Source organism: Flavobacterium sp. KACC 22763 (genome assembly GCF_028736155.1).
In the GTDB taxonomy this organism is placed as follows: Bacteria; Bacteroidota; Bacteroidia; order Flavobacteriales; family Flavobacteriaceae; genus Flavobacterium.
The window spans coordinates 1,095,697-1,116,152 of sequence record NZ_CP117879.1 but is presented as its reverse complement, the minus strand read 5'-3'; the positions used below and the strand labels follow the sequence as shown (position 1 = coordinate 1,116,152).

General features: G+C 30.9%; 20 protein-coding genes and 1 pseudogene. 5 read left to right on the top strand and 16 right to left on the bottom strand.

The genetic code is table 11. The features are described 5' to 3' along the window. Window positions 1-95 precede the first annotated feature (95 nt). The gene (locus tag PQ463_RS04755; RefSeq protein WP_274256560.1) at window positions 96-1,304 is read left to right on the top strand and encodes a DUF2931 family protein; all 1,209 of its coding nucleotides are present in this window, start codon (window positions 96-98) and stop codon (window positions 1,302-1,304) included. Window positions 1,305-1,818: 514 nt separating this feature from the next. Here PQ463_RS04755 and PQ463_RS04750 read toward each other — a convergent pair. Then, a complete protein-coding gene (locus tag PQ463_RS04750) occupies window positions 1,819-2,379 on the bottom strand; it encodes a hypothetical protein (RefSeq protein ID WP_274256558.1) in 561 nt (186 codons plus the stop codon). 181 nt (window positions 2,380-2,560) lie between these two features. Here PQ463_RS04750 and PQ463_RS04745 point away from each other — a divergent pair, with 181 nt between their 5' ends. After that, entirely contained in the window at window positions 2,561-2,974 is a 414-nt protein-coding gene (locus PQ463_RS04745; protein WP_274256557.1) for a helix-turn-helix domain-containing protein, read from the top strand. A gap of 114 nt (window positions 2,975-3,088) precedes the next feature. Here PQ463_RS04745 and PQ463_RS04740 read toward each other — a convergent pair whose 3' ends face one another. The 3 genes from PQ463_RS04740 to PQ463_RS04730 are packed head-to-tail and all read right to left on the bottom strand — an operon-like array spanning window position 3,089 to window position 4,969. Next, window positions 3,089-3,376, bottom strand: coding sequence for a hypothetical protein (locus tag PQ463_RS04740; protein ID WP_274256556.1), 288 nt, complete (start codon window positions 3,374-3,376; stop codon window positions 3,089-3,091). Further along, a complete protein-coding gene (locus PQ463_RS04735; RefSeq protein WP_274256555.1) occupies window positions 3,360-3,989 on the bottom strand; it encodes a nucleotidyltransferase domain-containing protein in 630 nt (209 codons plus the stop codon). The genes PQ463_RS04740 and PQ463_RS04735 overlap by 17 nt, the downstream gene beginning before the upstream one ends. Further along, on the bottom strand, window positions 3,986-4,969 hold the full coding sequence (locus PQ463_RS04730; RefSeq protein WP_274256554.1) for a pentapeptide repeat-containing protein: 984 nt from the start codon (window positions 4,967-4,969) through the stop codon (window positions 3,986-3,988). Before PQ463_RS04730 ends, PQ463_RS04735 begins: the two co-directional genes overlap by 4 nt. Before the next feature lie 260 nt (window positions 4,970-5,229). On the opposite strand from PQ463_RS04730, the gene PQ463_RS04725 reads away from it, so the two are divergent. After that, the gene (locus PQ463_RS04725; RefSeq protein ID WP_274256553.1) at window positions 5,230-6,084 is read left to right on the top strand and encodes a restriction endonuclease; all 855 of its coding nucleotides are present in this window, start codon (window positions 5,230-5,232) and stop codon (window positions 6,082-6,084) included. Window positions 6,085-6,214: 130 nt separating this feature from the next. Here the strand turns inward: PQ463_RS04725 and PQ463_RS04720 are convergent, their stop codons facing one another. The 10 genes and pseudogenes from PQ463_RS04720 to PQ463_RS04675 all read right to left on the bottom strand — a co-directional run bounded on the left by PQ463_RS04720 (window position 6,215) and on the right by PQ463_RS04675 (window position 16,084). Then, window positions 6,215-7,237 (bottom strand): META domain-containing protein, encoded by a 1,023-nt coding sequence (locus PQ463_RS04720; protein ID WP_274256552.1) that lies wholly within the window; start codon window positions 7,235-7,237, stop codon window positions 6,215-6,217. A 315-nt stretch (window positions 7,238-7,552) separates the two neighbouring features. Further along, window positions 7,553-8,188 (bottom strand): MEDS domain-containing protein, encoded by a 636-nt coding sequence (locus PQ463_RS04715; protein WP_274256551.1) that lies wholly within the window; start codon window positions 8,186-8,188, stop codon window positions 7,553-7,555. Between the two features lie 27 nt (window positions 8,189-8,215). Next, window positions 8,216-8,395: pseudogene (locus tag PQ463_RS04710) on the bottom strand (DUF1826 domain-containing protein); the annotation flags it as partial. Window positions 8,396-8,444: 49 nt separating this feature from the next. Continuing rightward, window positions 8,445-9,965 (bottom strand): phosphoethanolamine--lipid A transferase EptA, encoded by a 1,521-nt coding sequence (eptA, locus tag PQ463_RS04705; protein ID WP_274256550.1) that lies wholly within the window; start codon window positions 9,963-9,965, stop codon window positions 8,445-8,447. Window positions 9,966-10,508: 543 nt separating this feature from the next. Continuing rightward, complete coding sequence (locus tag PQ463_RS04700) at window positions 10,509-11,207, bottom strand: DUF1826 domain-containing protein (protein ID WP_274256549.1); 699 nt, start codon at window positions 11,205-11,207, stop codon at window positions 10,509-10,511. Between the two features lie 102 nt (window positions 11,208-11,309). Beyond that, entirely contained in the window at window positions 11,310-11,750 is a 441-nt protein-coding gene (locus PQ463_RS04695) for a hypothetical protein (protein WP_274256548.1), read from the bottom strand. A gap of 3 nt (window positions 11,751-11,753) precedes the next feature. Next, entirely contained in the window at window positions 11,754-12,467 is a 714-nt protein-coding gene (locus tag PQ463_RS04690; protein ID WP_274256547.1) for a DUF1266 domain-containing protein, read from the bottom strand. A 6-nt stretch (window positions 12,468-12,473) separates the two neighbouring features. Beyond that, window positions 12,474-13,172, bottom strand: coding sequence for a hypothetical protein (locus PQ463_RS04685; protein ID WP_274256546.1), 699 nt, complete (start codon window positions 13,170-13,172; stop codon window positions 12,474-12,476). A gap of 371 nt (window positions 13,173-13,543) precedes the next feature. Next, window positions 13,544-14,491 carry an aldo/keto reductase gene (locus PQ463_RS04680; protein WP_274256544.1) on the bottom strand — a complete coding sequence of 316 codons (948 nt, stop codon included), beginning with the start codon at window positions 14,489-14,491 and terminating at the stop codon, window positions 13,544-13,546. A gap of 105 nt (window positions 14,492-14,596) precedes the next feature. Continuing rightward, window positions 14,597-16,084, bottom strand: coding sequence for a winged helix-turn-helix transcriptional regulator (locus tag PQ463_RS04675; RefSeq protein ID WP_443135190.1), 1,488 nt, complete (start codon window positions 16,082-16,084; stop codon window positions 14,597-14,599). A gap of 127 nt (window positions 16,085-16,211) precedes the next feature. Between PQ463_RS04675 and PQ463_RS04665 the strand changes: the two genes are divergently transcribed. Then, entirely contained in the window at window positions 16,212-16,931 is a 720-nt protein-coding gene (locus PQ463_RS04665; protein WP_274256543.1) for a hypothetical protein, read from the top strand. Beyond that, window positions 16,918-17,472, top strand: coding sequence for a hypothetical protein (locus tag PQ463_RS04660; protein WP_274256542.1), 555 nt, complete (start codon window positions 16,918-16,920; stop codon window positions 17,470-17,472). Before PQ463_RS04665 ends, PQ463_RS04660 begins: the two co-directional genes overlap by 14 nt. A gap of 64 nt (window positions 17,473-17,536) precedes the next feature. Here the strand turns inward: PQ463_RS04660 and PQ463_RS04655 are convergent, their stop codons facing one another. Together PQ463_RS04655 and PQ463_RS04650 are read right to left on the bottom strand one after the other, a co-directional pair. After that, on the bottom strand, window positions 17,537-19,654 hold the full coding sequence (locus PQ463_RS04655; RefSeq protein WP_274256540.1) for a cation:proton antiporter: 2,118 nt from the start codon (window positions 19,652-19,654) through the stop codon (window positions 17,537-17,539). Between the two features lie 3 nt (window positions 19,655-19,657). Continuing rightward, complete coding sequence (locus tag PQ463_RS04650) at window positions 19,658-20,233, bottom strand: hypothetical protein (protein WP_274256538.1); 576 nt, start codon at window positions 20,231-20,233, stop codon at window positions 19,658-19,660. Window positions 20,234-20,456: the final 223 nt, after the last annotated feature.

Sequence of the window (20,456 nt, the reverse complement as noted above, 5' to 3'; positions counted from 1 at the left end):
TCATACTCCTTATACTGACAAGTATTACAATACTATCAATAGCCTGGTATACGTACCTATTCATCAAAGGTATGAAGCCAAATTAAATTAATATTATGAAGATAAACAGTTTAAATAAATTGTATTTATTGATAGCGATAGTACTATCGCTACTACTACTTTCTAGATTAGGATATGACTTATGGAAAGAAAAAGAAATACCATTAACATATTATTTTTTAAATACAGAAAAACAAAAAGAAATGCTTACAAAAATAGAAAAATTTGAATGGCTAGCCGAAACAAGTGCCGATGAAACTTGTCCTGTAGAGGTTGTCTATGGTAGTTTTATTTTATCTGATAACACCACTGCATGGATACCAAGCGAACAATATCTAAACGATAGTTGGGGAGCTAGTAGCAGCGGTACTATGGTAGTTGGTGATGATAAAAAGAAAGTTCCAGAACGCATGCAAATAACTTGGTTTTCGTATGCTGAAAATAAGTTTTTTGCAGGTGATTTTGCATTGCCTCAAAAAAAAATGTACGATATCTTTAAAAAAGATTATGGAACTACAATGGGTATGGACGGTGTAGAATATAAAAATGAATATAATACACTAACCGTCGCCTTTGCTCCAGAAGGTTTGGTCACTTTATGGATTGGCGGGATTGGTAATAAAGAAATTGGAACATATCAAGGACATGAAACCTTTGACATTGAATGGGGTGATTTCAGTAAAAATTTAGATAGAAAGGAAGTCATAAAAAACTATCAAAAAGATATGCCTCTATTTGTTCAGGAAGAAATAGCCAATAATAAAATAAGCAATACTTATTTCAAAAATCGTCTTAAAAGATACAATTATAAAATTGGCACTAATAGAAAAGATTTTAGAATTTATGATTATGATATTCTTTTCATGAACAATGAAGTTATCAGTAATACTAATACTGGTTTAGAATTCCTTACTGACACCACAAATGGAAAAGCTGTACCTATAAGTTTTGTGATTTTTGTACAAGATCAATTTTCAAGACAATTTGAAGTTCGTATTTGGGTTGATTTACTCGACGGTAAAACAACTCATGAAAATGACTATTTAAAAAATCTAGAGAAACGTAATTTCAACAATCAATTAATGGAGCGCTTTAAAAAATTTTTCGATAAAAATGAAAATGTTGAGTTGTATATTAAATTCAATAAAGAAATTATAAAAAGCAGCATCAAAAAACCAGTCTATTCGGGGAAAATTTATTTAAAATCCCCAACTTCAGAAGTTGAAATACCAAACTCAAAAGTGGAAGTTTATGATGCCGAATAAACAAAATTCTGTTCTGCTTCAACTAATAAAGATCGAAAACCTAAAAGAAAAGTTATCGACGAGTAATCTTTTCAAACTAATTAATATTCACACTATACAACAAACCTATCTAAATAATGAAAAATAATATAATAAAACATCTAATACTTAGATTAGTCATTCCTGTCTTTTTATTATATCTAATATCGATATTCGGGGATGCTAATTATAGAGGTTTACAACAGATTTTTTTCTTTTCATTTGTTTCAAGTTTAACATTTTTTATATTTAACATATTTATAATAAAGGAAACTATATTTTTTCATCGACAGAAAAACCTAACATTAAGAAATATTAATATTGGTTTATTAATATTTTCTATTCCTTTTTTTGTTTTCATGGCAATTGTAAGCGTCGCAATGATTAATTTTTAATATTCGTGAATAACGAAGCATGTAAATAATGCAGAATAAAGTTGAAAATCCCATTTCCAATAAATGGGATTTTTTTATGCTTTTTTTGTAATCTTGATATTTTATTCTGTTAAAGCATCAATCAGATTTCTTTTCTTGATTTTCTCTACTCCCCTTTCTCTTATGAGTTCTGCTGCATCGAGCATTTTTATTACATGAATATAAGGCGTCGTTAAATCAGGGTCAGAATCTGCGGAATGTGGAGATAGCGAAAGCTCTAAGATTTGATATAAAAAAGATTCAAACTCTTCTAGCGTTCTTTCAGTAAATGCTTTTTGAAATACTATAAAAGGATTCTCGTATTCTTCTTTTGTTAGTGAAGAAAGATGAAAAACGGTTTCAGATCGCAGAGAATCTTTTATTATCCATTTTTTGCTTTTCTCTTTCAGACAGCAGCAAATTTTGAGGAAAGATTTGATAACAGTATACAAAACAAAAACATCTGAAGGATTGTCTTGTTTGCAGACTTTTGTTTTATAGCTGTAAAGTACCGCTTCGCTTAAACTCTGTTTGTAGTAATCGAGATGTGCAAAAGTAAAAAAGGCATCGATTGCCTTAAACGGATTTCCCGCTGCATATCCTGCCCAAAAGCTCGTTTCGAAAGTTGTTTTATTCTTTTTCATGGCTTATAGATTTAAAATTCTAAAGCGAAATTCTGTTCTTTCTAAAGGATAATCTATCCCAAATACAGATATAATATTCTTACAAAATAATTCTTCTTTGAAATATTTTTTTATCTTTGAAACTCATGATTTTTAGCCCAAATGGCTTTATCTTTGAATCTTCAGAAAACCAATATTCATTATGGAACAGAAAATACATCAGGGAAGAAACGTAAAACGTTTTAGAGAAATGCTTAACATAAAGCAGGAAGCTTTGGCTTATGATCTGGGCGAAGACTGGAACCAAAAGAAAATTTCTATGCTCGAGCAAAAAGATGTAATTGAAGAAAACCTACTAAAACAAATCTCAGCGGTATTGAAAATTCCTGTTGAAGCTTTTCAGAATTTTGATGAGGAACAAGCGATTAATATTATTTCTAATACTTTTCATGAAGGAGCAATAGCAGTTGGTAACAATTCTGGACATGTAAGTACTACTGTTAATCCTATTGATCAATTAATTAAACTTCATGAAGAAAAAATTGAGTTGTACGAACGTATGTTGAAGGAGAAAGATGAAATGATGGTTAGGTTGGAGAAATTGATTGGGAAATAAATTATTTTATAGTGATATATAATTAAAAAAGAGACTTTTAAAGTCTCTTTTCTGTTTTATAATATAGACATCGTATAAATATAAAATTGGGTGTATTATTCTAAAACCTAGAAATTAATTCAACAATACTTTTAGTTTACCTATTTCATTTCCTGCCTTCAATTGTATTTTTTTGTATTCTTCTGTAATTTGATCCTGACTTCTATTAGCAATAAAAAACAACAATTCAGATATTTTAAATAATATATTCTTTAATTCATTATTAGATATACTATTTATCATTATCCAATTTTCTAGTGCTGGTTTAGAAAGTCCTGATAATTGCATTTTAAAGCTCTTACTATTGACTATTTTTAAAACCTGTCTCTGCAAGTCCACCCTGCTGTTAAATTCTGCATTCATAACTTGTAAATATTTTGTCGAACCATTTTTCAATTGCATCGACTTGTTTAATAAACAAAGATAATTCAATCTCATCAATTTTATAGCTAATTCCTCGAGTAGAACTTATTCTTGCCATCATTAATAAATTTTTTATTTTATTGTCTAATATCAATGGAAAGTCATTAAGCTTTTCAAATGAATTTCTACTGAAAATCGGTTTTTCATAGCGCTCAAGAGAATAACATGTTGCAAAATTTCTCAATGCTAAAAATACCATTGCTAAATCAAAAACCAATGATAACTTATCCGATTGAATTGATTTTATACTATCCTGAAATAATTTGTAAAATTTATGCAAATCCAAAGAACAATTTTTATACGAATTGGGAATTTTTAGCTCTTTTAAAAAATCAACCCCATCAGAGTAAACAAGTTTTGACTCATAATGCAAATGCCAAGCAAAAGGGTTACCTTCACGGTACATTTCTTCAATTCTTGTAGGTGTATATAAAGAATATTTTTCTAAATCGATAAAATTCAATGTGTCATCTGTTATTAACAATAAATCAGTATCTGAGTACTGATCAATCTCTCCTCTTACAATTGAACCAAATATATATATATTTTTCATCGTCTATTGTATTTCTTAGTAATAATAGACATTAGTAAAGCAAAACTAACTAATCTCAAAATTGTAAGAGGTAATAAGATATAATTAGAGTATTCAAAATTTTCAACTTTTAAACCAAAATAAACAGATGGTATATTTACAAATAAGGTTTCCAAAAATTCAAGAAAACCATATTTACTTTCACTTGTAAAAACTTCAACAACACTTAACGCTAAAAAAACAATAAAATTAAAGCGAATTAATCTGCGTAAACTTTCTCCATTACCCCAGATAAAATCTAAAAAGTGAACTTTAGTCCACTTGTATAACTGTTTCATTCGCTTTTCAAATCCTCCAAATTTAATTGAATAATGTGGATCACCTGAAGACCAACTAGATCTCAAATGTCCTAATGTAGCTTGGAGTTCAACCGTAACTGCTTTAGATGCCTTAATATAATCACCTATAGAAGCATAATTTAACTTCAATGATCTTGCAAATCTAAATCTTAAGTTATCCCATTTAGGAGCGCATTCAAAGATTTCATAATCAACAAATGTTTTTTCAAAAGTTACATAATCAAAATTACAGTCTCTGAAATATGAACCTTGCAGATTACTATTTGAAAATTTTGCTCCTTCAAATTTACAATTTATAAATCTGCAGTCCTTCAAATAGCAGTTATCAAATATTGTTTTGGAAAAATCAATGTTTTTAAAAATAAAATCGGTAGCTACAGCTCTAACAAATAGATAATTAGAATATTTTAAATCTTCAATATAATAATATCTTTTGCCTTCAATAGTATCAAAATCTGTATTATAAAATTTAACATCTTTTCTCTCTATCCTACCAGTATGCATTAAACTTTTCTCTGATTTTTCGAATATAGATGTTAATTTTGCAATCTTTTCATCATCCTTTTCCTTTCCACTGTTAAGATATAGAGATTTTATTTGATTTTCTAAATCAGGATTTTTTGTACTTCGGCTATCTTGCATTTAATTTTTCCTTAATTAAAACATTAGTAAATCATCTTCTAAAAAACAAAATGATAAAAAATTAGATCCAAAATTAATCATAAAAAAAATCTAATCAGAAATAAAAACTAAATTAATTCCCACATTTTTACTACTGAATATATTATTTCTCCCAACCGGCTCGAAAAGAACTTTATTACTATCTTCATTAATTTATTGTAAATTAGTTTTTAAAAAACTAATTTACAATAAATTAATATTTTCATAAATTCTAAAAATAAATGGAAAATCAGAACAAACTTGATTGGAAAACCTATGAATTTATCACAAAATATATTTACGAAACATTAGGACAAAAGTATAATATCAATATTGAAGGATACGGACATAACTGTAAAATTAAAGGTAAATCAGGAGTAGAACATCAGATTGATGTATTAACTTCAGAGACAGACAATACTGGCACGTATCGAACTGCAATAGAATGTAAATATTGGAATAAAAAAGTTACCAAAGAAACCGTAATGAAGCTTTTAGCAATTATTAATGATACTGATATAGAAAGAGGAATTATAGTATCTAAAAGTGGTTATACTCCAGATGCTCAACAATTTGCTAAGTACTGTAACATATTAATTGTTCATCTAAGAGAAACTGGCGAAGAGGATAACGAATTACAAAAAGAATTTCATCTCTTTGATCTAAGAGTAAATATTAAAATGAATATCAAAAGTCCAGAAGTAATTAATATTATTGCAAAGGATTTAGATAATAATGTAATAGAGGTAAATGAAAACTACCAATATCATATTTTGATCGAGCAAGCTAATGGAAAAAGAACAAGATTGTTTGATGAAATAATGGTATTCAAAGAATATATAAATAAGCAGAAACCTTTTAAAACAGTGACTAAAACGTATGAATACGAAAATTCAAACCTACGCTTTCAAGACAGTATACAAAAAATAAAAAGTATTACTTACACAGGCTTATTAACTGTTCAGGATAAAAGTCAAAATAGCACATTTTCAATTGTAGATAATGTATGGCTAATAATGAAAAAAATTTTCGAAGAACAAACCTTTATTATTTCTGAAAGTGGATTGATTGCTCAATATTTGGGTAAAACAGAATAATATCAAGTTGGAGTATTTATTATAAAAACAATAAATTTACCCATAAAAAAACCAGTGAAATCAACTTCACTGGTTTTCTAATCATTTTATATAAATCATCATCCATTTAAAGATGAGTTATAGAACAGGTTTATTTTGTAATGCCAAACATCATGACCAATCTATCGTTTAGATAAAAATTAAGAGTTTGGTCTGCTACATCAAAACGTAGATCTTTATTGTTTAAATAAGACAATATTTTTTGCTCTGTTTTATTTCCTTCTTCACCAATACATGCCATTGCTGTAACTGCTACTTTATCAAAAGAAATAGTATCACCACTAGTTTCATAAGTTCCAGCAAAATTGTTGCAACCTGTATTTCCGCTTACTTTCTTTCCTGCTGGATCAAACTTAATTGAAGCTTTTCCGTAATCTTGCCCAACATTTTCTAGTGCAATTAGTTTCCAATTGTTTTTTGCAATAAAAGCCCACAGTTGGTCTTGAGTTGGAATCGAGAATTCCATAACCACTTTGTTCTTAGTATTTTTAAACTGTACTGTATTGTTTTTCTTTACAATTTTGAACTTTTTATTGGTTATTGCAGCGCTAAATTCTTGTTCCAATTTCATGCTTTCTTTGTCACAAGCCATCAAAGTTCCCATAGGAGAATTGGTCTTAATTTGATTCTTTGAAGAAAGCTTCGTGTATTTTACGTTGAAATTATTACATCCATTTTTACCGCTTATTGTACCAGTTTCATCGTTAATGGTGATAAATGCTTTTCCGCTGTTTATCTTTTTTCCGTTTAACTGGGTTAAAATCATTTTGGTATTATAAATTCCTTTTTCCTTATTTACAGGCGTTTTAGAAATGATGCTTTTCAGTTTATACTCGTACGCAGAAGCATCAGCTGGAATAGGTTCTGGTCTTTTTGTTCTTGTTACCAATAACTCATATCGATTTCCTTTTTCAAAATTAAAACCTTCAATATGATTATAAAATAACTGCCATTCTTTGTCATTGTCATACTTTACCTGTAGACATTCCATTGGGCCAACACCCGTACATGGCACTTTACTTTCTTTTACAAACATTTTTAAACTTTCCTGACCATATGTAAATGTTGATAATAACACTACTACAAAAACATACATACATTTAAATCTTTTCATTTATTTTAATTTTTTTAGAACACCGATTAAGCGCTCTGATTATTCAATGATTTTTTTGCAGGCAGGAATTGTGCCACTTTAAAATTAAGAATGCTTTTAACTTTTTTTTATCAGCACCGAATTCCATTTTTTCTTTAACAATTAATCTATTACAATACTGGCAATCAGCTTGTTTATCAAATATAACAAAAATTCTTCTTTTTGTTATATTTAACATTGTTTTTGTAGTATTTTTAGCTTATTAAAATTTAACTGCCACGATGGATAATAGTACTGCCTTTTGAATTAGGCCTAAAGAAAATAAAAAATAGTTGCTTAAGATTTAAGCGCACCAGATCGAGAGGAAAGACTAGAAAGCAATTCTAAAGGCTCTACATAATGTGGATTTTTGCTGATTTTTCCGTCCTTAATCACATACGGATGCGTAAGCAATATATCTGTAAGCGCCTTTTGGCTGAAACTGCTGATATCGTACATACAAATTAGTGAAACCGGATGTTGTGGCGTAAGCAGATTCAGTTTGGCTTCATACTCTAAAAGTTCATCAGTTCCTGGCAGGTTTTTGAGGGCCCAAACCATATCTCCACACGCTCTTACACTATCATAACCCGCTCTTGATGCCGACAATAAAGTCTGTTCGAGCATGGCATACATTTTATCTGCAGCAAATTTACCGCCATTGATATAAGTATTTTCAGAAGCTAGCACTTCCAATTGACCGATTGAGAGTTTCTCGGCAATAGAGATTCCGTTATCTGCCAGACAGCGGCAATGTTCGCTATGGCGGTTTCCTTCAAGGATGTTTATGACTTTATCATTGCTATCTAAACCTTCCAAAATATAAGGAATGATCACTTCATATTGCTGTTCTCTAGAATCGAAAAAACCGCAAATGTGCATTGGAGCCGACAATGATTCTCCACATACCGAAAAAGACGTCTGTTTGTTCATGTATCAAATATACGCAATTAGTGTTCATCAACAAATCAACAGCAATCGATATTCGCCATCATTTTCTACAGGTGCTCTATGTACACAAGGCAAAACTTCTTGTTTTGGGTGATCTACTGCCAAGCGCCAAAGATGTCCTAGTCCTAAATTAGTAGGTTCTGCATCTTCATGAAGCTGATAATGCAGATCAAAAAGTTTAATTTCTAAAAGCTATATAATGCATTCTTTTATAATGAATGCAAAAATAAACTTCTAGTTATTTAAAAATATTCATCTTCTCATCATAAACAGAACTTGTTATATTTAAAAAATTTAAAACACTGTGAAAAACATGGTTTTGTGATAATGTTTTATTAGTCTTAAGCTGCTTGGAATTATCAGATACCCAGACAATAAAAGGAATTTCATATTGTTCCTTTGGCGCAAAACTTATTGGTACTCCGTGCATGTACAGATTTTTCTCTCCTAAGGATTCCCCATGGTCTGAAACAAAAATCATAGCACTTTTATACTCTTTTAATTGTTTTAAATCTTCAATTACATTAGATAGAATATAATCTGTATAAACAATCGTATTATCATAAGCATTCAGTAGTTCTTCTCGCGAGCATTTTCCGAGTTCTACACTGTTGCAGACCGGTTTAAAAGTTTCAAACGCAGGCGGGTATTTCTTGCTATAGGTAGGTCCATGACTGGTGCTAGTATGCAATACTATTAATATTTTATTTTTTTTACTGGCCAATATCTGCTCTTTTAATCCACTCAAAAGAACTTCGTCATAATTAAATTCTTCGCCTTTGTAATTCTTTTTTAAAATATCTCTATTTTGATATTTCTCTATATGCACCGGAGGTTCTCCCCAGTTTGTTGTTCTCCAAACCACATCTACATTATTTCTATAGAGATAATTGGGCAGGATTTCATATAAATCATCAGAATTGGTGTGTTCCAGAATACATTTTACACCAGCGGTGGTGTATGTAGCACAGGAATTGGCATTAAAATGAAATAAATTTGGTATTTTGGAAAGAAGCGGATTGGTATTTTTCTTGTAACCGTACAACGAAAAATTCTCACTTCTTGCTGATTCTCCAATAACTAAAACAACTACTGCTTTCTGATTATCTTTAATTATGGCATTTGGCAGTAAAATTTCCTTTTCGTTCTTTTTGTATTTATGAATATAAAAAAGTGCTGTATTTACCGAATAACACCACGGCATTGCAAGACCTCCTAACTGTTTGGAGTTTTTATCTATCCAAAGCCAATTGCTTGCGTTGGCAAATACCAAAACGCCAATAAACAATAAAGTTAAAGAAGACAGTGTTAAGAATTTCCTGAAAGTAGCATTTATAATATCAACTTTAATGATATAAATACCTGGAAGAATGCCCAAAAAGATTATATGTACAATCAATTTAAAAGAGAAAAAACTACTGGACTCTTCATAATTGGTATTTAAAACATTACCAATCATGCTTTCATCTATGATAACACTATAAGTATTTACAAAATAAGTTGCAATTGCATTAATTATAAAGAATAAAACCAATAAAGTTTTTCCAACATATTTTGAAATAGAAAACAGTAAATAAAAAACAAAAGCATTTAAAACAAGCATCAGAATTATCAGACTTGCTATCAAAATTACACCATTAAAGCTTTTATAATCAACATTATTAAAGACGTAAGTATAAAAAGGCAAATGAAAGAATATAAAATTCAGACAACTCATTAATAAAACAAAATGAGTTATTTTTAAGCTACTTTTTGACATAGACGATTTTAGTTTCATAGAGCGAAATAGTAGTAATTTTATAAAGTGAAACAGCTAAACGAATAAATGCTAAATAAAAGATGCCTAAATCTTCTTTTATTATTTTATTGATGAGGCAAACACCGCAAATCAGAAACAACACTACGAATATCGGATAATATTTTTTATTATTAATCCAAGTGAATATTTTATATTCTCGGCTTATAAAAATCGTTGACAATCTCAAAACACATCCCATAATTCCTCCTAATATAACATCCCGCGGATAATGTGCCTCCACTCCCACTCTAGGAATACCAAGAAACAATCCTATCCTCAAAGTAAAAAAACATAAAATTTTCAATTTCAAATTTTGAAACATAAAGGCAAAAAAAATCTAACGAAGGACAATAGAAAGATTTATGATCTGAGGTATAAATGGGAAAATGAATTATAAAAAAAAGCTAAAAACGTAAGTTTTAGCTTTTTTTCCTTTATAATTTTATTTAATTAGTTCTGACTCTTAGTCAAAACTTTCCTCAACGTATTGTATCAACAATATCTTCAACAAATCAACAACAATCTATATTCGCCATCATTTTCTACAGGCGCTCTATGAACACAAGGCAAAACTTCTTGTTTTGGGTGATCTACTGCCAAGCGCCAAAGATGTCCTAATCCTAAATTAATAGGTTTTGCATCTTCATGAAGCTGATAATGCAGATCAAAGTAATTTTCTTTTAAAAAGTCTTCAAATTCCTCTTCTGCTCCATCATGCAGTTCTTTTAGCTTTTCTCTAATTTCAGGAATTAAGATTTTTTGTTCTGCTTGCGAATTAGCCACAATATCACTTGCCGCTCCGTGATAGGTGCATAAAAAAGTATCTGTTGCAATGGGCGAACGATCAACATGAAACGAATATACATCGGTCGAAATGAAATCAAATTCATCATCTCGTTCGTAACATTTCAGTAAATTAAGAGAAGGTGAAGCTCCAAAATCGGCTAATAATTGCAAATCGTTTAAGATTATTTCTCTAGCTATACTTCCTTTTTCTGAAAGTTGAAGCGCGATTAAATCCTCGGGAGAAACTTCGGTTATATTTTCTTTTAAAGACAGCTTGTTTACAATTTCCTTAAAATCGCCATCCAAATTTCTGTGCCAGCATAAGGCATTCATTTCTCCTTTGAAATTGGTATGCACTAGTCCAGAAAAAGTAGACACTACTCCTATTTGGCTATTATCAGAAAACGTATTGCTCATAGTAAACATAAGAAGCTACTGGCTTCAGACCTTACAAAATTATGCAATAGTAGGCAGTTGAAAAATATTTTAAACAGATCTTTTTGAGATAATATGCTGCTATTACTGCACTTTTCTTACTATTGAAATGCAACGAGCAAATAATACAACCGCAATTGATACTACTAAAACGGGTACGATAGAAAGTAAAATTGTATAGAAAAATTCTCTTTGAAAAATGTCAATACTCCATGAAGATTTGCGGTCAACAAAAATGGCGTAATTCAATAAAACCCAAATAGGAATTAAAACAATCATCTCAATTACGCTTTTTAAATAGATTTTTTTAATGAAAGAAAATACCAAAAACACTATTGTTAAGAAAATGGCTGTCAGTATAGACATTAAATACACATTTTCAACAAAAGAACAATCTAAAAAACCCAATGATATTCTTTCAGAAAAATTTCCCATAGACCAGCAAATCTCCATAAAAGTAATTGTAAAAAGTATTGCCCCCAACAATACTTTTTTCTTTAAACACCGAATGGTTTCATTCGGCATAATTTAGAGATATGTTTTATTCTTAAGCGGACTATTGTCATTCGTAAGCAAATCATTTGCAATCTGCACCATTCCGCTGTTGTTTGCTCCGCCCCAAACCGCTCTTCCAAAAATATAGCTCGTGGTATATTCTTTCCAAGTAGTACAGTATTTTTTCAAATCGGTATGGCATTTTTCTAAATATTCTTTCAGTTCATTTTCTGAAAGATAGCCCAAGTCATAACAGCAGCGTGCTAAAAAAGCGCCTCTTCCATAGTTCCAGCCACTGTCTTTGATCTTTCTTATTTGAGAAAAATCTGTGATAATGTTTTGTTCTATTAGTTCTGGAACAATATCATTTAGTGTTCTAAATAGCTCTATGTAATGTTCAAACAAGCCTTTTTCTTTTGGCAGGTTAGATTTTAAAACCTCAACATAATTTTCTCTATCCTCAAATGCTCTGTAAACAATTTCCATATTTACGTCTTGGTTTCTATCGTGCAGATTTTGAAGCGCTTCAATCGCTTGATCTCTGTTATATATTCCCCAGTAATCTCCGGTTAAGGTAACAATATCAGATCTGTTTAAACCCGTTTCATAAGAATTCAAATAGGCCGATTGCTGTTCTGCATACATGGAACCAACAAGCAAGTGGTCTAATAAATAACCTCTTACAGCGTTTTGGTTATTTAATTTTATACTTTGAAATGAATTTAAAATTTTTGAAAAGAATCCCATAACTCTTTATGCTACTTTTAAATTAGGCTTTCTGTTTTGTAAAATCGAGACAAATCTTTCGCCTACTACTTGATATTTGGCTCTCGTTTCCAATTGTTTTTTCAAGTTTAGCATATCTTCTGGAGCAGTTACATAATTAAGTCTATCATGAATTTCAAGCGATAATGGACTTCCGTCAATATAAAAAGTAATGATATGTGTTTTTGGCAAATATTCTTCTGAAGATTTAGAATAAACACCCAATTGCGATTTCAAAACGCCTCCATGTTCAAGTTTAGCATCTTCAATTCTGAAATTATCAAAAATAATATGTTCGTCCAATTCACCTACCGTATTGGTTGTAAAGAAATGCAAATCATTTCCGCTCAATACCCAAAAACAATCTGTTTCTACTCTTCTCAGTTTTACGCCAATTGTAGATAATGCAACATTTTTGAGACCATCAGTTACGATTTCCTGAACTTTGCTGCTTGTAGATTGAGGTACAGATGCAGAAGTAAAGGCGTCTATAGATTTGCCTTTCATCCAATGTTTTAATTGTGAAAAATCATTAGCCAATAATTCTTGCTTGTATTGGTCATATTTTGTTCGTTCAAAATTTAAATCAATTTCTCCTTTTGCAGTATTATGCTTCTTATTCACATAAATCATAAAAACTACTCCTGCAATTACCAATACAACTGGAATTAAAAATAATGTGCTCATGCTTTTTTTGTTTGATTAATTTGGTTTTAAATACTTGTTGGTTTTTACCATGTTGCTTAACAGCAAAGCGATATTAGAACACAAATTTTAGAAAAAAGAAAATGAGAATTTAATCAGATATAAATTCGCCTGAAATGATTGAATATCCGTAAATACATTTTATAAATCCGTTTTTTGATGTTCGTTTTTGACGAGCATTTTTTATCAGTTCGAATGATTGGAGCATAAAAAAAACTCTAAATCAAGATTTAGAGTTTTTTAGACGTTTTATTCGATATATTTAACTCATATCGATGAAAAATATTAATTTGATTTAAGACCAAGATTAGTATAATCCCAAGCTCTATCACCTGAAATCATCCATTCAGTCTTTAACTCCATTCTGGAAACTGAGTTCTGTTTAGATCCAATTTCTCAATCGCTTTCATATCAGCATCATCAAGTTTGAAATTAAATATATTAAGGTTTTCTAGAATATGTGCTTTTTGAGAAGATCTCGGAATAGCCACAATACCGCGCTGGAAATGCCATCTTAGACTTACCTGTGCAGTAGTTTTGTTATGCTTCTTAGCGATTTGAGCTAATGTTTCATTTGTAAAAAGACCATTACGTCCTTCTGCAAAAGGCGCCCAAGCTTGCATTTGTATATTACCCTGCTTTAGTACCTTATAATCATTTGTTTGTTGAAAATAAGCATGAGTCTCAATCTGATTTATAGCTGGTTTTACCTCTGCATAAGACAAAAGATCTGCCAATTGCGCAGGATCAAAATTGCTAATTCCAATAGCTTTTATTTTTCCTGCTTTGTAAAGCTCTTCCATTGCCTTCCAAGATCCTTTTACATCACCTCTCGGACGATGTATAAGATACAGATCCAAGTAGTCCACTTGTAACTTTCTTAACGTTTCTTCAAAACCTTTTTTAGCATTTTCGTAGCCAGCATCATCAACCCATAATTTTGAAGTAACAAAAAGCTGTTTTCTGTCTATTCCGCTTTGCTTTATTGCCTTTCCTACTTCTACTTCATTTCCGTATACTTTAGCAGTATCAATAAGACGATAACCTGAAGATATGGCTTCAACAACAGATTTCTGGCAAACCTCGCCGCTGAGTCCATAAGTTCCAAATCCGAGTATTGGCATTTTTAAGCCATTATTCAATTTAACATCTGGAATACCTTTAGCATCTTTGTCCATCAAGACATTTCCGAATAGTTTCGGCGTGCCTAAAATACCCAAGTAAATCCCAGCAGCCGCTAATGTAGTATTCTGCAAAAATTTACGTCGGTTTATTTCGTTCTTTTGGTTTTGAGAATTCATGTTTTTTTGGTCTATTAGTCAGTTAGTAATCAATTACTAAAAGTATATATTTTTTTAATAAAATGATTCATTTTTTCTAATACTAGTGATTGTTAGAAAAAAAAATTAGTTCACCGTAAGTGTAAATCCTTTAGATAAAACCGTCTTTCTTTGTTGTTTTTTCTCATTATAAAAATTAAATCGAACAGGACTAAATTTATAATTACCGACTGCTAATGGTTTTATTTTATATGTTCTTGTAGCTACTGTTTTTATTTTTTCGCCTTCGAAGATCGGTTCATTTTTTATTTCACTAGAAACAATTTCAAACGTTTTTGGAATAGTGAGCTTCGGTATAATTTCATCTTCAATATATCCTTCACCGTCTAGCTGTACATTAATTTCAATGATTTTATTCTTTCTTATTTTTGTGTTTTCAGGATAAAACACTTCTAATCTATAATCTCCAAATGATTGAATTTCATAAGGAAAATTAGAAGTTTTTTCCATTTTTTTGGCTTTAATTTTTTTTGAATCTACTGATAAAAATTTTTCAGAAATTATATTATCATCTCCTATTGCTGTTTTTTTTGTTTTGTATTCAATAGTCATTTTATTGTTAAGAGAGATTTCCGCTTGCTGTTTAAACCGAATCACATCTTTCTTTACTACAATACTATTGTATTCCTTTCCATCAACTATATCTTTATTAGCTGATTCTTCCTGAACAATAGAATAAATATAAAATTGATCTAAATATTCTTTATTAAAATCAAAGCTAATTGACGACGGTACAAAATCATCACAATAATATAGTTTGTATTCGATTGTTACTGGTTCATAACAAAACGGAGTATAATTGGAGATTTGAGCAGAAACAAAAATCTTGTCGTCCTTTTTTAAAGAATTATTTGTCAATGTTTCGCCTTTAACATATATGGTAACAGGCTCAGTTGAAAAAATTTTATCATTATACTCAAAAACTGCTCTGTCAATAATTAATTCACCTGTTCTTTTTGGTTTTAACACATAAGATATAACCGTTTTAGATGTCTTAGCATTGTTTGTGTAACTTGTTTCTATATTTATACTTTTATCCTTGTAGATTGTAAAATCGTCAAAATATGGTTCTCTAAGAGTAACATCTCCGCTATTAGCCTCAAAAGTTACTCTTACGACATCAAAATAACCAATAGTGTCTCTAGAAACTTTGGCACTTAATTTTAGATTATCCTGTGAAAACACAGTTAAGGTAAAAAGCGAGAAAAAGATAATTAATGAATTTTTCAATTTCATAAAGGCCATTTGTCTTTCTCCCCAAATTCGCATCTGGTCAATAAATGGAATTAATTCTTTACCGGTTTCAGAAAGACGGTATTCTACACGAGGCGGCACTTCCTTATAAACCTTTCTTATAATTAATTTATCTTCTTCTAATTCTCTTAGAGTTTGAGTAAGCATTTTGGGTGTTATTCCTTCTACAATTCTTTTTAACTCCCCATATCTCATAATGCCCTCTTTTAAATACCATAAAATTCTTCCTTTGTATTTACCTCCTATTCGTTGAAAAGCATAATCAACGGGACAATAAGCCGTTTTATTTTTTTTTATCATTTTTCAATTTTTTATATCCTGATAATCAGCATTAATATACTTTTAGTCTGTAGGATACCAAATTGTACCTACTTGTCGTAAAGATATTGTTTAATTTACTTTGTGTAAACATTTTAAATCGAAAAATATGGCTTACAATAATCTAGAAGACTCAGAAAATATTCAAGTTTTGGAAGTTCGTAATTATTTATTGAAACCAAATTTAGCCGACGCATTCAGTGATTTTTTTCATACGAAATTTGTTGAACCTATGCAGAAATTAGGCGGTTATACTTTGGGAGAATTTAAAATTGAGAACTCAAATGACCGATTCGTTTGGCTTCGTGGCTTTAAAGACATGAGCACGAGAGTAAAATTTTTAAATGATTTTTATTGTGAAAGTGCTGTCTGGAAGGAAAACGGAAAAGCAGCAAATGAAATGATGATAAACTCCGATAATGTTTATCTATTAAAACCACTATACAAAAGCTCAAATCTTAAAACGAATAAAGGTATTACAGTTATTGATTTCTATATCTGCAATAGCACATTAGAACGAGTAATAAAGCTATTTGAACAAGAGTACATTCCGTTTCTGAGTTCTATAAATAGTACTGATATCTCTTTTTGGATAAGCGAAATGAAAGAAAATGATTTTCCAAGGCTGCCTGTTTTCCAAGATAAAAATCTCTTGGTAACTATAACTCATTATAAAGACAAAAATGAATTTGAAATGAAACAGAAAGCGATTGACAATATGCCATCTTCATTAAAATTTTCAATACAGCAATTGGTTACCATACATTATAAATTATTACTTTTAAACCAACAAACTAATAATCAAAGAACTAAAAATGATGCAAACTGAAAATTTAGAAATACCAAAAATAAATTTTGATGCTAATGGAGAATTAATCATTACAGCTTCTCCAACTTCGTCGAAAGATGATTTTGATTTTTTTGAAGGAAAATGGAAACTTCGAAATAAAAAACTCAATTCCAGATTGTCTAATTGCACAGAATGGACAGAGTTTGAATCGACACAAGAAATGTACAAAGTTCTAAACGGAATTGGCAATATTGATAATTTTCTGGCCACTTTTGACGGACATCCATTTGAAGGAATGACTGTAAGATTATTTAATCCGAAAAATAGATTGTGGAGTATTTATTGGGCCGATTCTAATGAAGGAAAACTAGATCCTCCAGTATTAGGCTCTTTTGAAAATAATGTCGGCCATTTCGTTACTAAAGATACTTTTAACGGAAAAGATATTCTAGTAATTTTTCGCTGGGATGCGAGAGACAAAAATAATCCTGTATGGAGCCAAGCATTCTCTGAAGATAATGGCAATTCTTGGGAATGGAACTGGTATATGTATATGTCTAAGTTTAATCAGGAAAACTGATAAATATAAAAGCCGTATCAAACTCTCTGTTGACACGGCTTTGTTTTTTTTTCATTTCTTAATATTATTTAAAAATATTTCGAATCGCTTTTCCTATTTCTGCAAAATCATCATGACTACTTACAGATCTTTTTTCTGTATTGTTTGCAGCAGTTTTAGAAAAAGGATAAATAAGCATATAGTTATTGCTAATAAACCTATTGTTCAAAAGATCTGGAATATCTCTCATTTTAGGAAAATACGAATGCATTCCTCTATCTCCCATCATAATAACTAGACCTTCATTTTCCTCAATAGAAAGCGCCGTCTGTTCTGCATTTTCCCAATTTGAGTAAACATCAAATGTAGCTTCTATAGAGGCCTTTTTTGCAATTCTTTTTAGAATGTCGAGCGTTTTCTCTTTTCCGTAGAAACTCATTTTTGCTCCAGAATTACGGCCTATATTCCAAATTCTTAACATCGAATGAAAAAATCCTGCATCCATTTCGGCATCTGCCGGTATAAAGACCAAATATCTTTTAATCGTAGCAGCAGGCTGTACAGCATGATATACCATCAAATTAATGCTTTTATTTCGCAGATAACCATTATACAGATTATACACAAATGAAGCCGAAAAACCTTTTCCTCCTTCAAGTCCTACAATAAGATCTGTAATCTCTTTTTCTTTTATAACATTACTTATTCCGCTTGCTATATCATTATCATGACGCGTAATAGGGTGTAATTCTACATCGGCAGCAGAAGCGGCTTTAATGGCATTTTCTAATATTCGTTCAGCATTTTTTTCTGAAGATTCATTTGCATCATCATTAATTACATTAACAGCATAAAGCTGTTTATTAGACGAGGACTTTACCATTAGCCCAAGATTTACCATTTTTTCTACAGTAGCTTCATGATTTACTGCCAAAAGTATATTCTCTCGTTCCTCGTTTTTACCTGATACCGTATTGTCTTTATCTGCTTGTGCGATACGCTGAGCGCTTGCCATTGATACAAAAGACGATACCGTACAAGAAACAAGAATAAGAAGAATACTGCCGTTAAGTACATGTTCATTTAAAAGTCTTATAGGTTCTCCAGCATCATTTTCGCCAATAATTATATTATAACCCACCATTACTGAAGCCAGTGTAGCTGCCGCAGATGCCGAACTCAGTCCAAAAATCAATTGTCCTTCATCATTCGTAAGTTTAAATGTCTTTTTCGTCAGTATAGCGGCAACATATTTTCCTCCAATAGAAGCAATAAGCATAATTGATGCGACCCACAATGTTTCCCAACTTTGAATAAAGGCATTAAAATCAATCAGCATTCCTACGCTTATTAAAAAGAATGGGATAAAAATGGCATTTCCGACAAACTCCACTCTGTTCATCAATGATGACGTATGCGGAATCAATTTGTTTAAAGCTAATCCAGCAAAAAAAGCTCCAATGATAGATTCAATACCTGCCAATTCAGCGAGAAGCGCCGCCAAATAAATCATGACAAGCACAAAAAGATATTGAGAGATTTTATCTTCTACGTTTTTAAAAAACCATCTTGCAATTATCGGAAAAACCAATAATACAATTAAAGTAAAAATGACCATTGAAACCGATAGCTTAACCCAGAAAGCCGTTCCTACTTCTCCCTGAGACATTCCGACAATGGCGGCCAAAACGAGAAGCGAAAGCACATCTGTAATCATCGTTCCTCCAACGGTTATATTTACCGCGAGATTTTTAGCAATCCCAAGTCCGCTTACCATTGGGTAAACGATTAAGGTGTGCGACGAAAAAAGACTGGCGAAAAGAATTGAAGTAAGCAAAGAAAAGCCTAGTATATAATAACCCCCGACAAGTCCGAGAATAAAAGGAACGGCAAAAGTGAAAATGGAAAAAATGATACTCTTCCATTTGTTCTTTTTAAAATCGGCCATATCAATTTCCAGACCGGCTAAAAACATAATGTATAAAAGCCCAGTTGTTCCTGTAACTACGACACTACTGTCTCTAGAAAGCACTCCAAAACCGTTTGGACCTATAAGCGCACCGGCAATAATAAGACCAAGCAGATGCGGCACTTTAATTTTATTCAATAAAAGCGGAATGCATAAAATGATAATAATTTCGATAAGATACTTTAAAAGAGGATCTTCAATAGGAAAACTTATATGATGTATACTCAGTAGCATAAATTACTTTTTATTAGATGGAGTAAGTTCAACTGAGAATTTTGCAGTGCAATTATCCTGGCCTGTTATAGTCTGAGTGCCTTTAATGATATTCTTTTTAATATCATCTAGCACTACACTCACCTTTATTTTGTTTTTAGAAGAAGTTTCTTTTGCCGAATCAAGCACTATTTTGCTTTCTAAATATTGCCCCGTAAAAACACGTTTAATTTCACTATTGCTTAATACATTGGCATACATGCCCGTAGAATCAGATCGAAACTCCCATACCTCACTGCGTTGATCACCAATAACATAATTACTGCAATTCGATTCCTTGCATATCATTTTGCTGTTCCATGCAATTTTAAGCTCTTCTGGCCATTCTTTTATTTTAGAAAGCGTGTCTTTTACTTTAGTGATAGACAATAGGCTGTCTTTCATTTTTAAAAGCTTTTCATATTCTGCTTCTTTATCCTGAAACTGTTTCTCTCTTTCTAAAAGCGAGTTTTCGCGCACAATAAGCTCCTGCTCTTTTTTATTGCTGCAGGAATATAAAACAAATACAAAAAAGATAAGGAATAGTCTATTTATAGTCATAAAAATTGATTTTGGATTTTACAAGTTAAGCATAAAAATCCTTTTAATAGCCCAAAAGCTTGCAAAAAAGGGAAATTTGATTTTTACTTGTTGGAATAAAACCTGTCTTCTACTGTTTCACTTTTAATTAGCAATAAATACACTTTTAGACAAATTCAAAAGATTTATAGTAAAAACTGAAACACGGTTTTCGTAGTCCCATTTAATTTCGCTTTAAAGATAT

Excerpts from the sequence above, each read along its gene's own strand:
- eptA (WP_274256550.1), bottom strand. The coding sequence starts at position 9,965 with ATGTCAAAAAGTAGCTTAAAAATAACTCATTTTGTTTTATTAATGAGT.
- PQ463_RS04655 (WP_274256540.1), bottom strand. The coding sequence starts at position 19,654 with ATGCTACTGAGTATACATCATATAAGTTTTCCTATTGAAGATCCTCTT.
- PQ463_RS04715 (WP_274256551.1), bottom strand. The coding sequence starts at position 8,188 with ATGAACAAACAGACGTCTTTTTCGGTATGTGGAGAATCATTGTCGGCT.
- PQ463_RS04685 (WP_274256546.1), bottom strand. The coding sequence starts at position 13,172 with ATGAGCACATTATTTTTAATTCCAGTTGTATTGGTAATTGCAGGAGTA.
- PQ463_RS04665 (WP_274256543.1), top strand. The coding sequence starts at position 16,212 with ATGGCTTACAATAATCTAGAAGACTCAGAAAATATTCAAGTTTTGGAA.
- PQ463_RS04735 (WP_274256555.1), bottom strand. The coding sequence starts at position 3,989 with ATGAAAAATATATATATATTTGGTTCAATTGTAAGAGGAGAGATTGAT.
- PQ463_RS04755 (WP_274256560.1), top strand. The coding sequence starts at position 96 with ATGAAGATAAACAGTTTAAATAAATTGTATTTATTGATAGCGATAGTA.
- PQ463_RS04680 (WP_274256544.1), bottom strand. The coding sequence starts at position 14,491 with ATGAATTCTCAAAACCAAAAGAACGAAATAAACCGACGTAAATTTTTG.
- PQ463_RS04725 (WP_274256553.1), top strand. The coding sequence starts at position 5,230 with ATGGAAAATCAGAACAAACTTGATTGGAAAACCTATGAATTTATCACA.
- PQ463_RS04740 (WP_274256556.1), bottom strand. The coding sequence starts at position 3,376 with ATGAATGCAGAATTTAACAGCAGGGTGGACTTGCAGAGACAGGTTTTA.
- PQ463_RS04695 (WP_274256548.1), bottom strand. The coding sequence starts at position 11,750 with ATGCCGAATGAAACCATTCGGTGTTTAAAGAAAAAAGTATTGTTGGGG.
- PQ463_RS04690 (WP_274256547.1), bottom strand. The coding sequence starts at position 12,467 with ATGGGATTCTTTTCAAAAATTTTAAATTCATTTCAAAGTATAAAATTA.
- PQ463_RS04700 (WP_274256549.1), bottom strand. The coding sequence starts at position 11,207 with ATGAGCAATACGTTTTCTGATAATAGCCAAATAGGAGTAGTGTCTACT.
- PQ463_RS04730 (WP_274256554.1), bottom strand. The coding sequence starts at position 4,969 with ATGCAAGATAGCCGAAGTACAAAAAATCCTGATTTAGAAAATCAAATA.
- PQ463_RS04720 (WP_274256552.1), bottom strand. The coding sequence starts at position 7,237 with ATGAAAAGATTTAAATGTATGTATGTTTTTGTAGTAGTGTTATTATCA.
- PQ463_RS04650 (WP_274256538.1), bottom strand. The coding sequence starts at position 20,233 with ATGACTATAAATAGACTATTCCTTATCTTTTTTGTATTTGTTTTATAT.
- PQ463_RS04745 (WP_274256557.1), top strand. The coding sequence starts at position 2,561 with ATGGAACAGAAAATACATCAGGGAAGAAACGTAAAACGTTTTAGAGAA.
- PQ463_RS04750 (WP_274256558.1), bottom strand. The coding sequence starts at position 2,379 with ATGAAAAAGAATAAAACAACTTTCGAAACGAGCTTTTGGGCAGGATAT.
- PQ463_RS04660 (WP_274256542.1), top strand. The coding sequence starts at position 16,918 with ATGATGCAAACTGAAAATTTAGAAATACCAAAAATAAATTTTGATGCT.
- PQ463_RS04675 (WP_443135190.1), bottom strand. The coding sequence starts at position 16,084 with ATGATAAAAAAAAATAAAACGGCTTATTGTCCCGTTGATTATGCTTTT.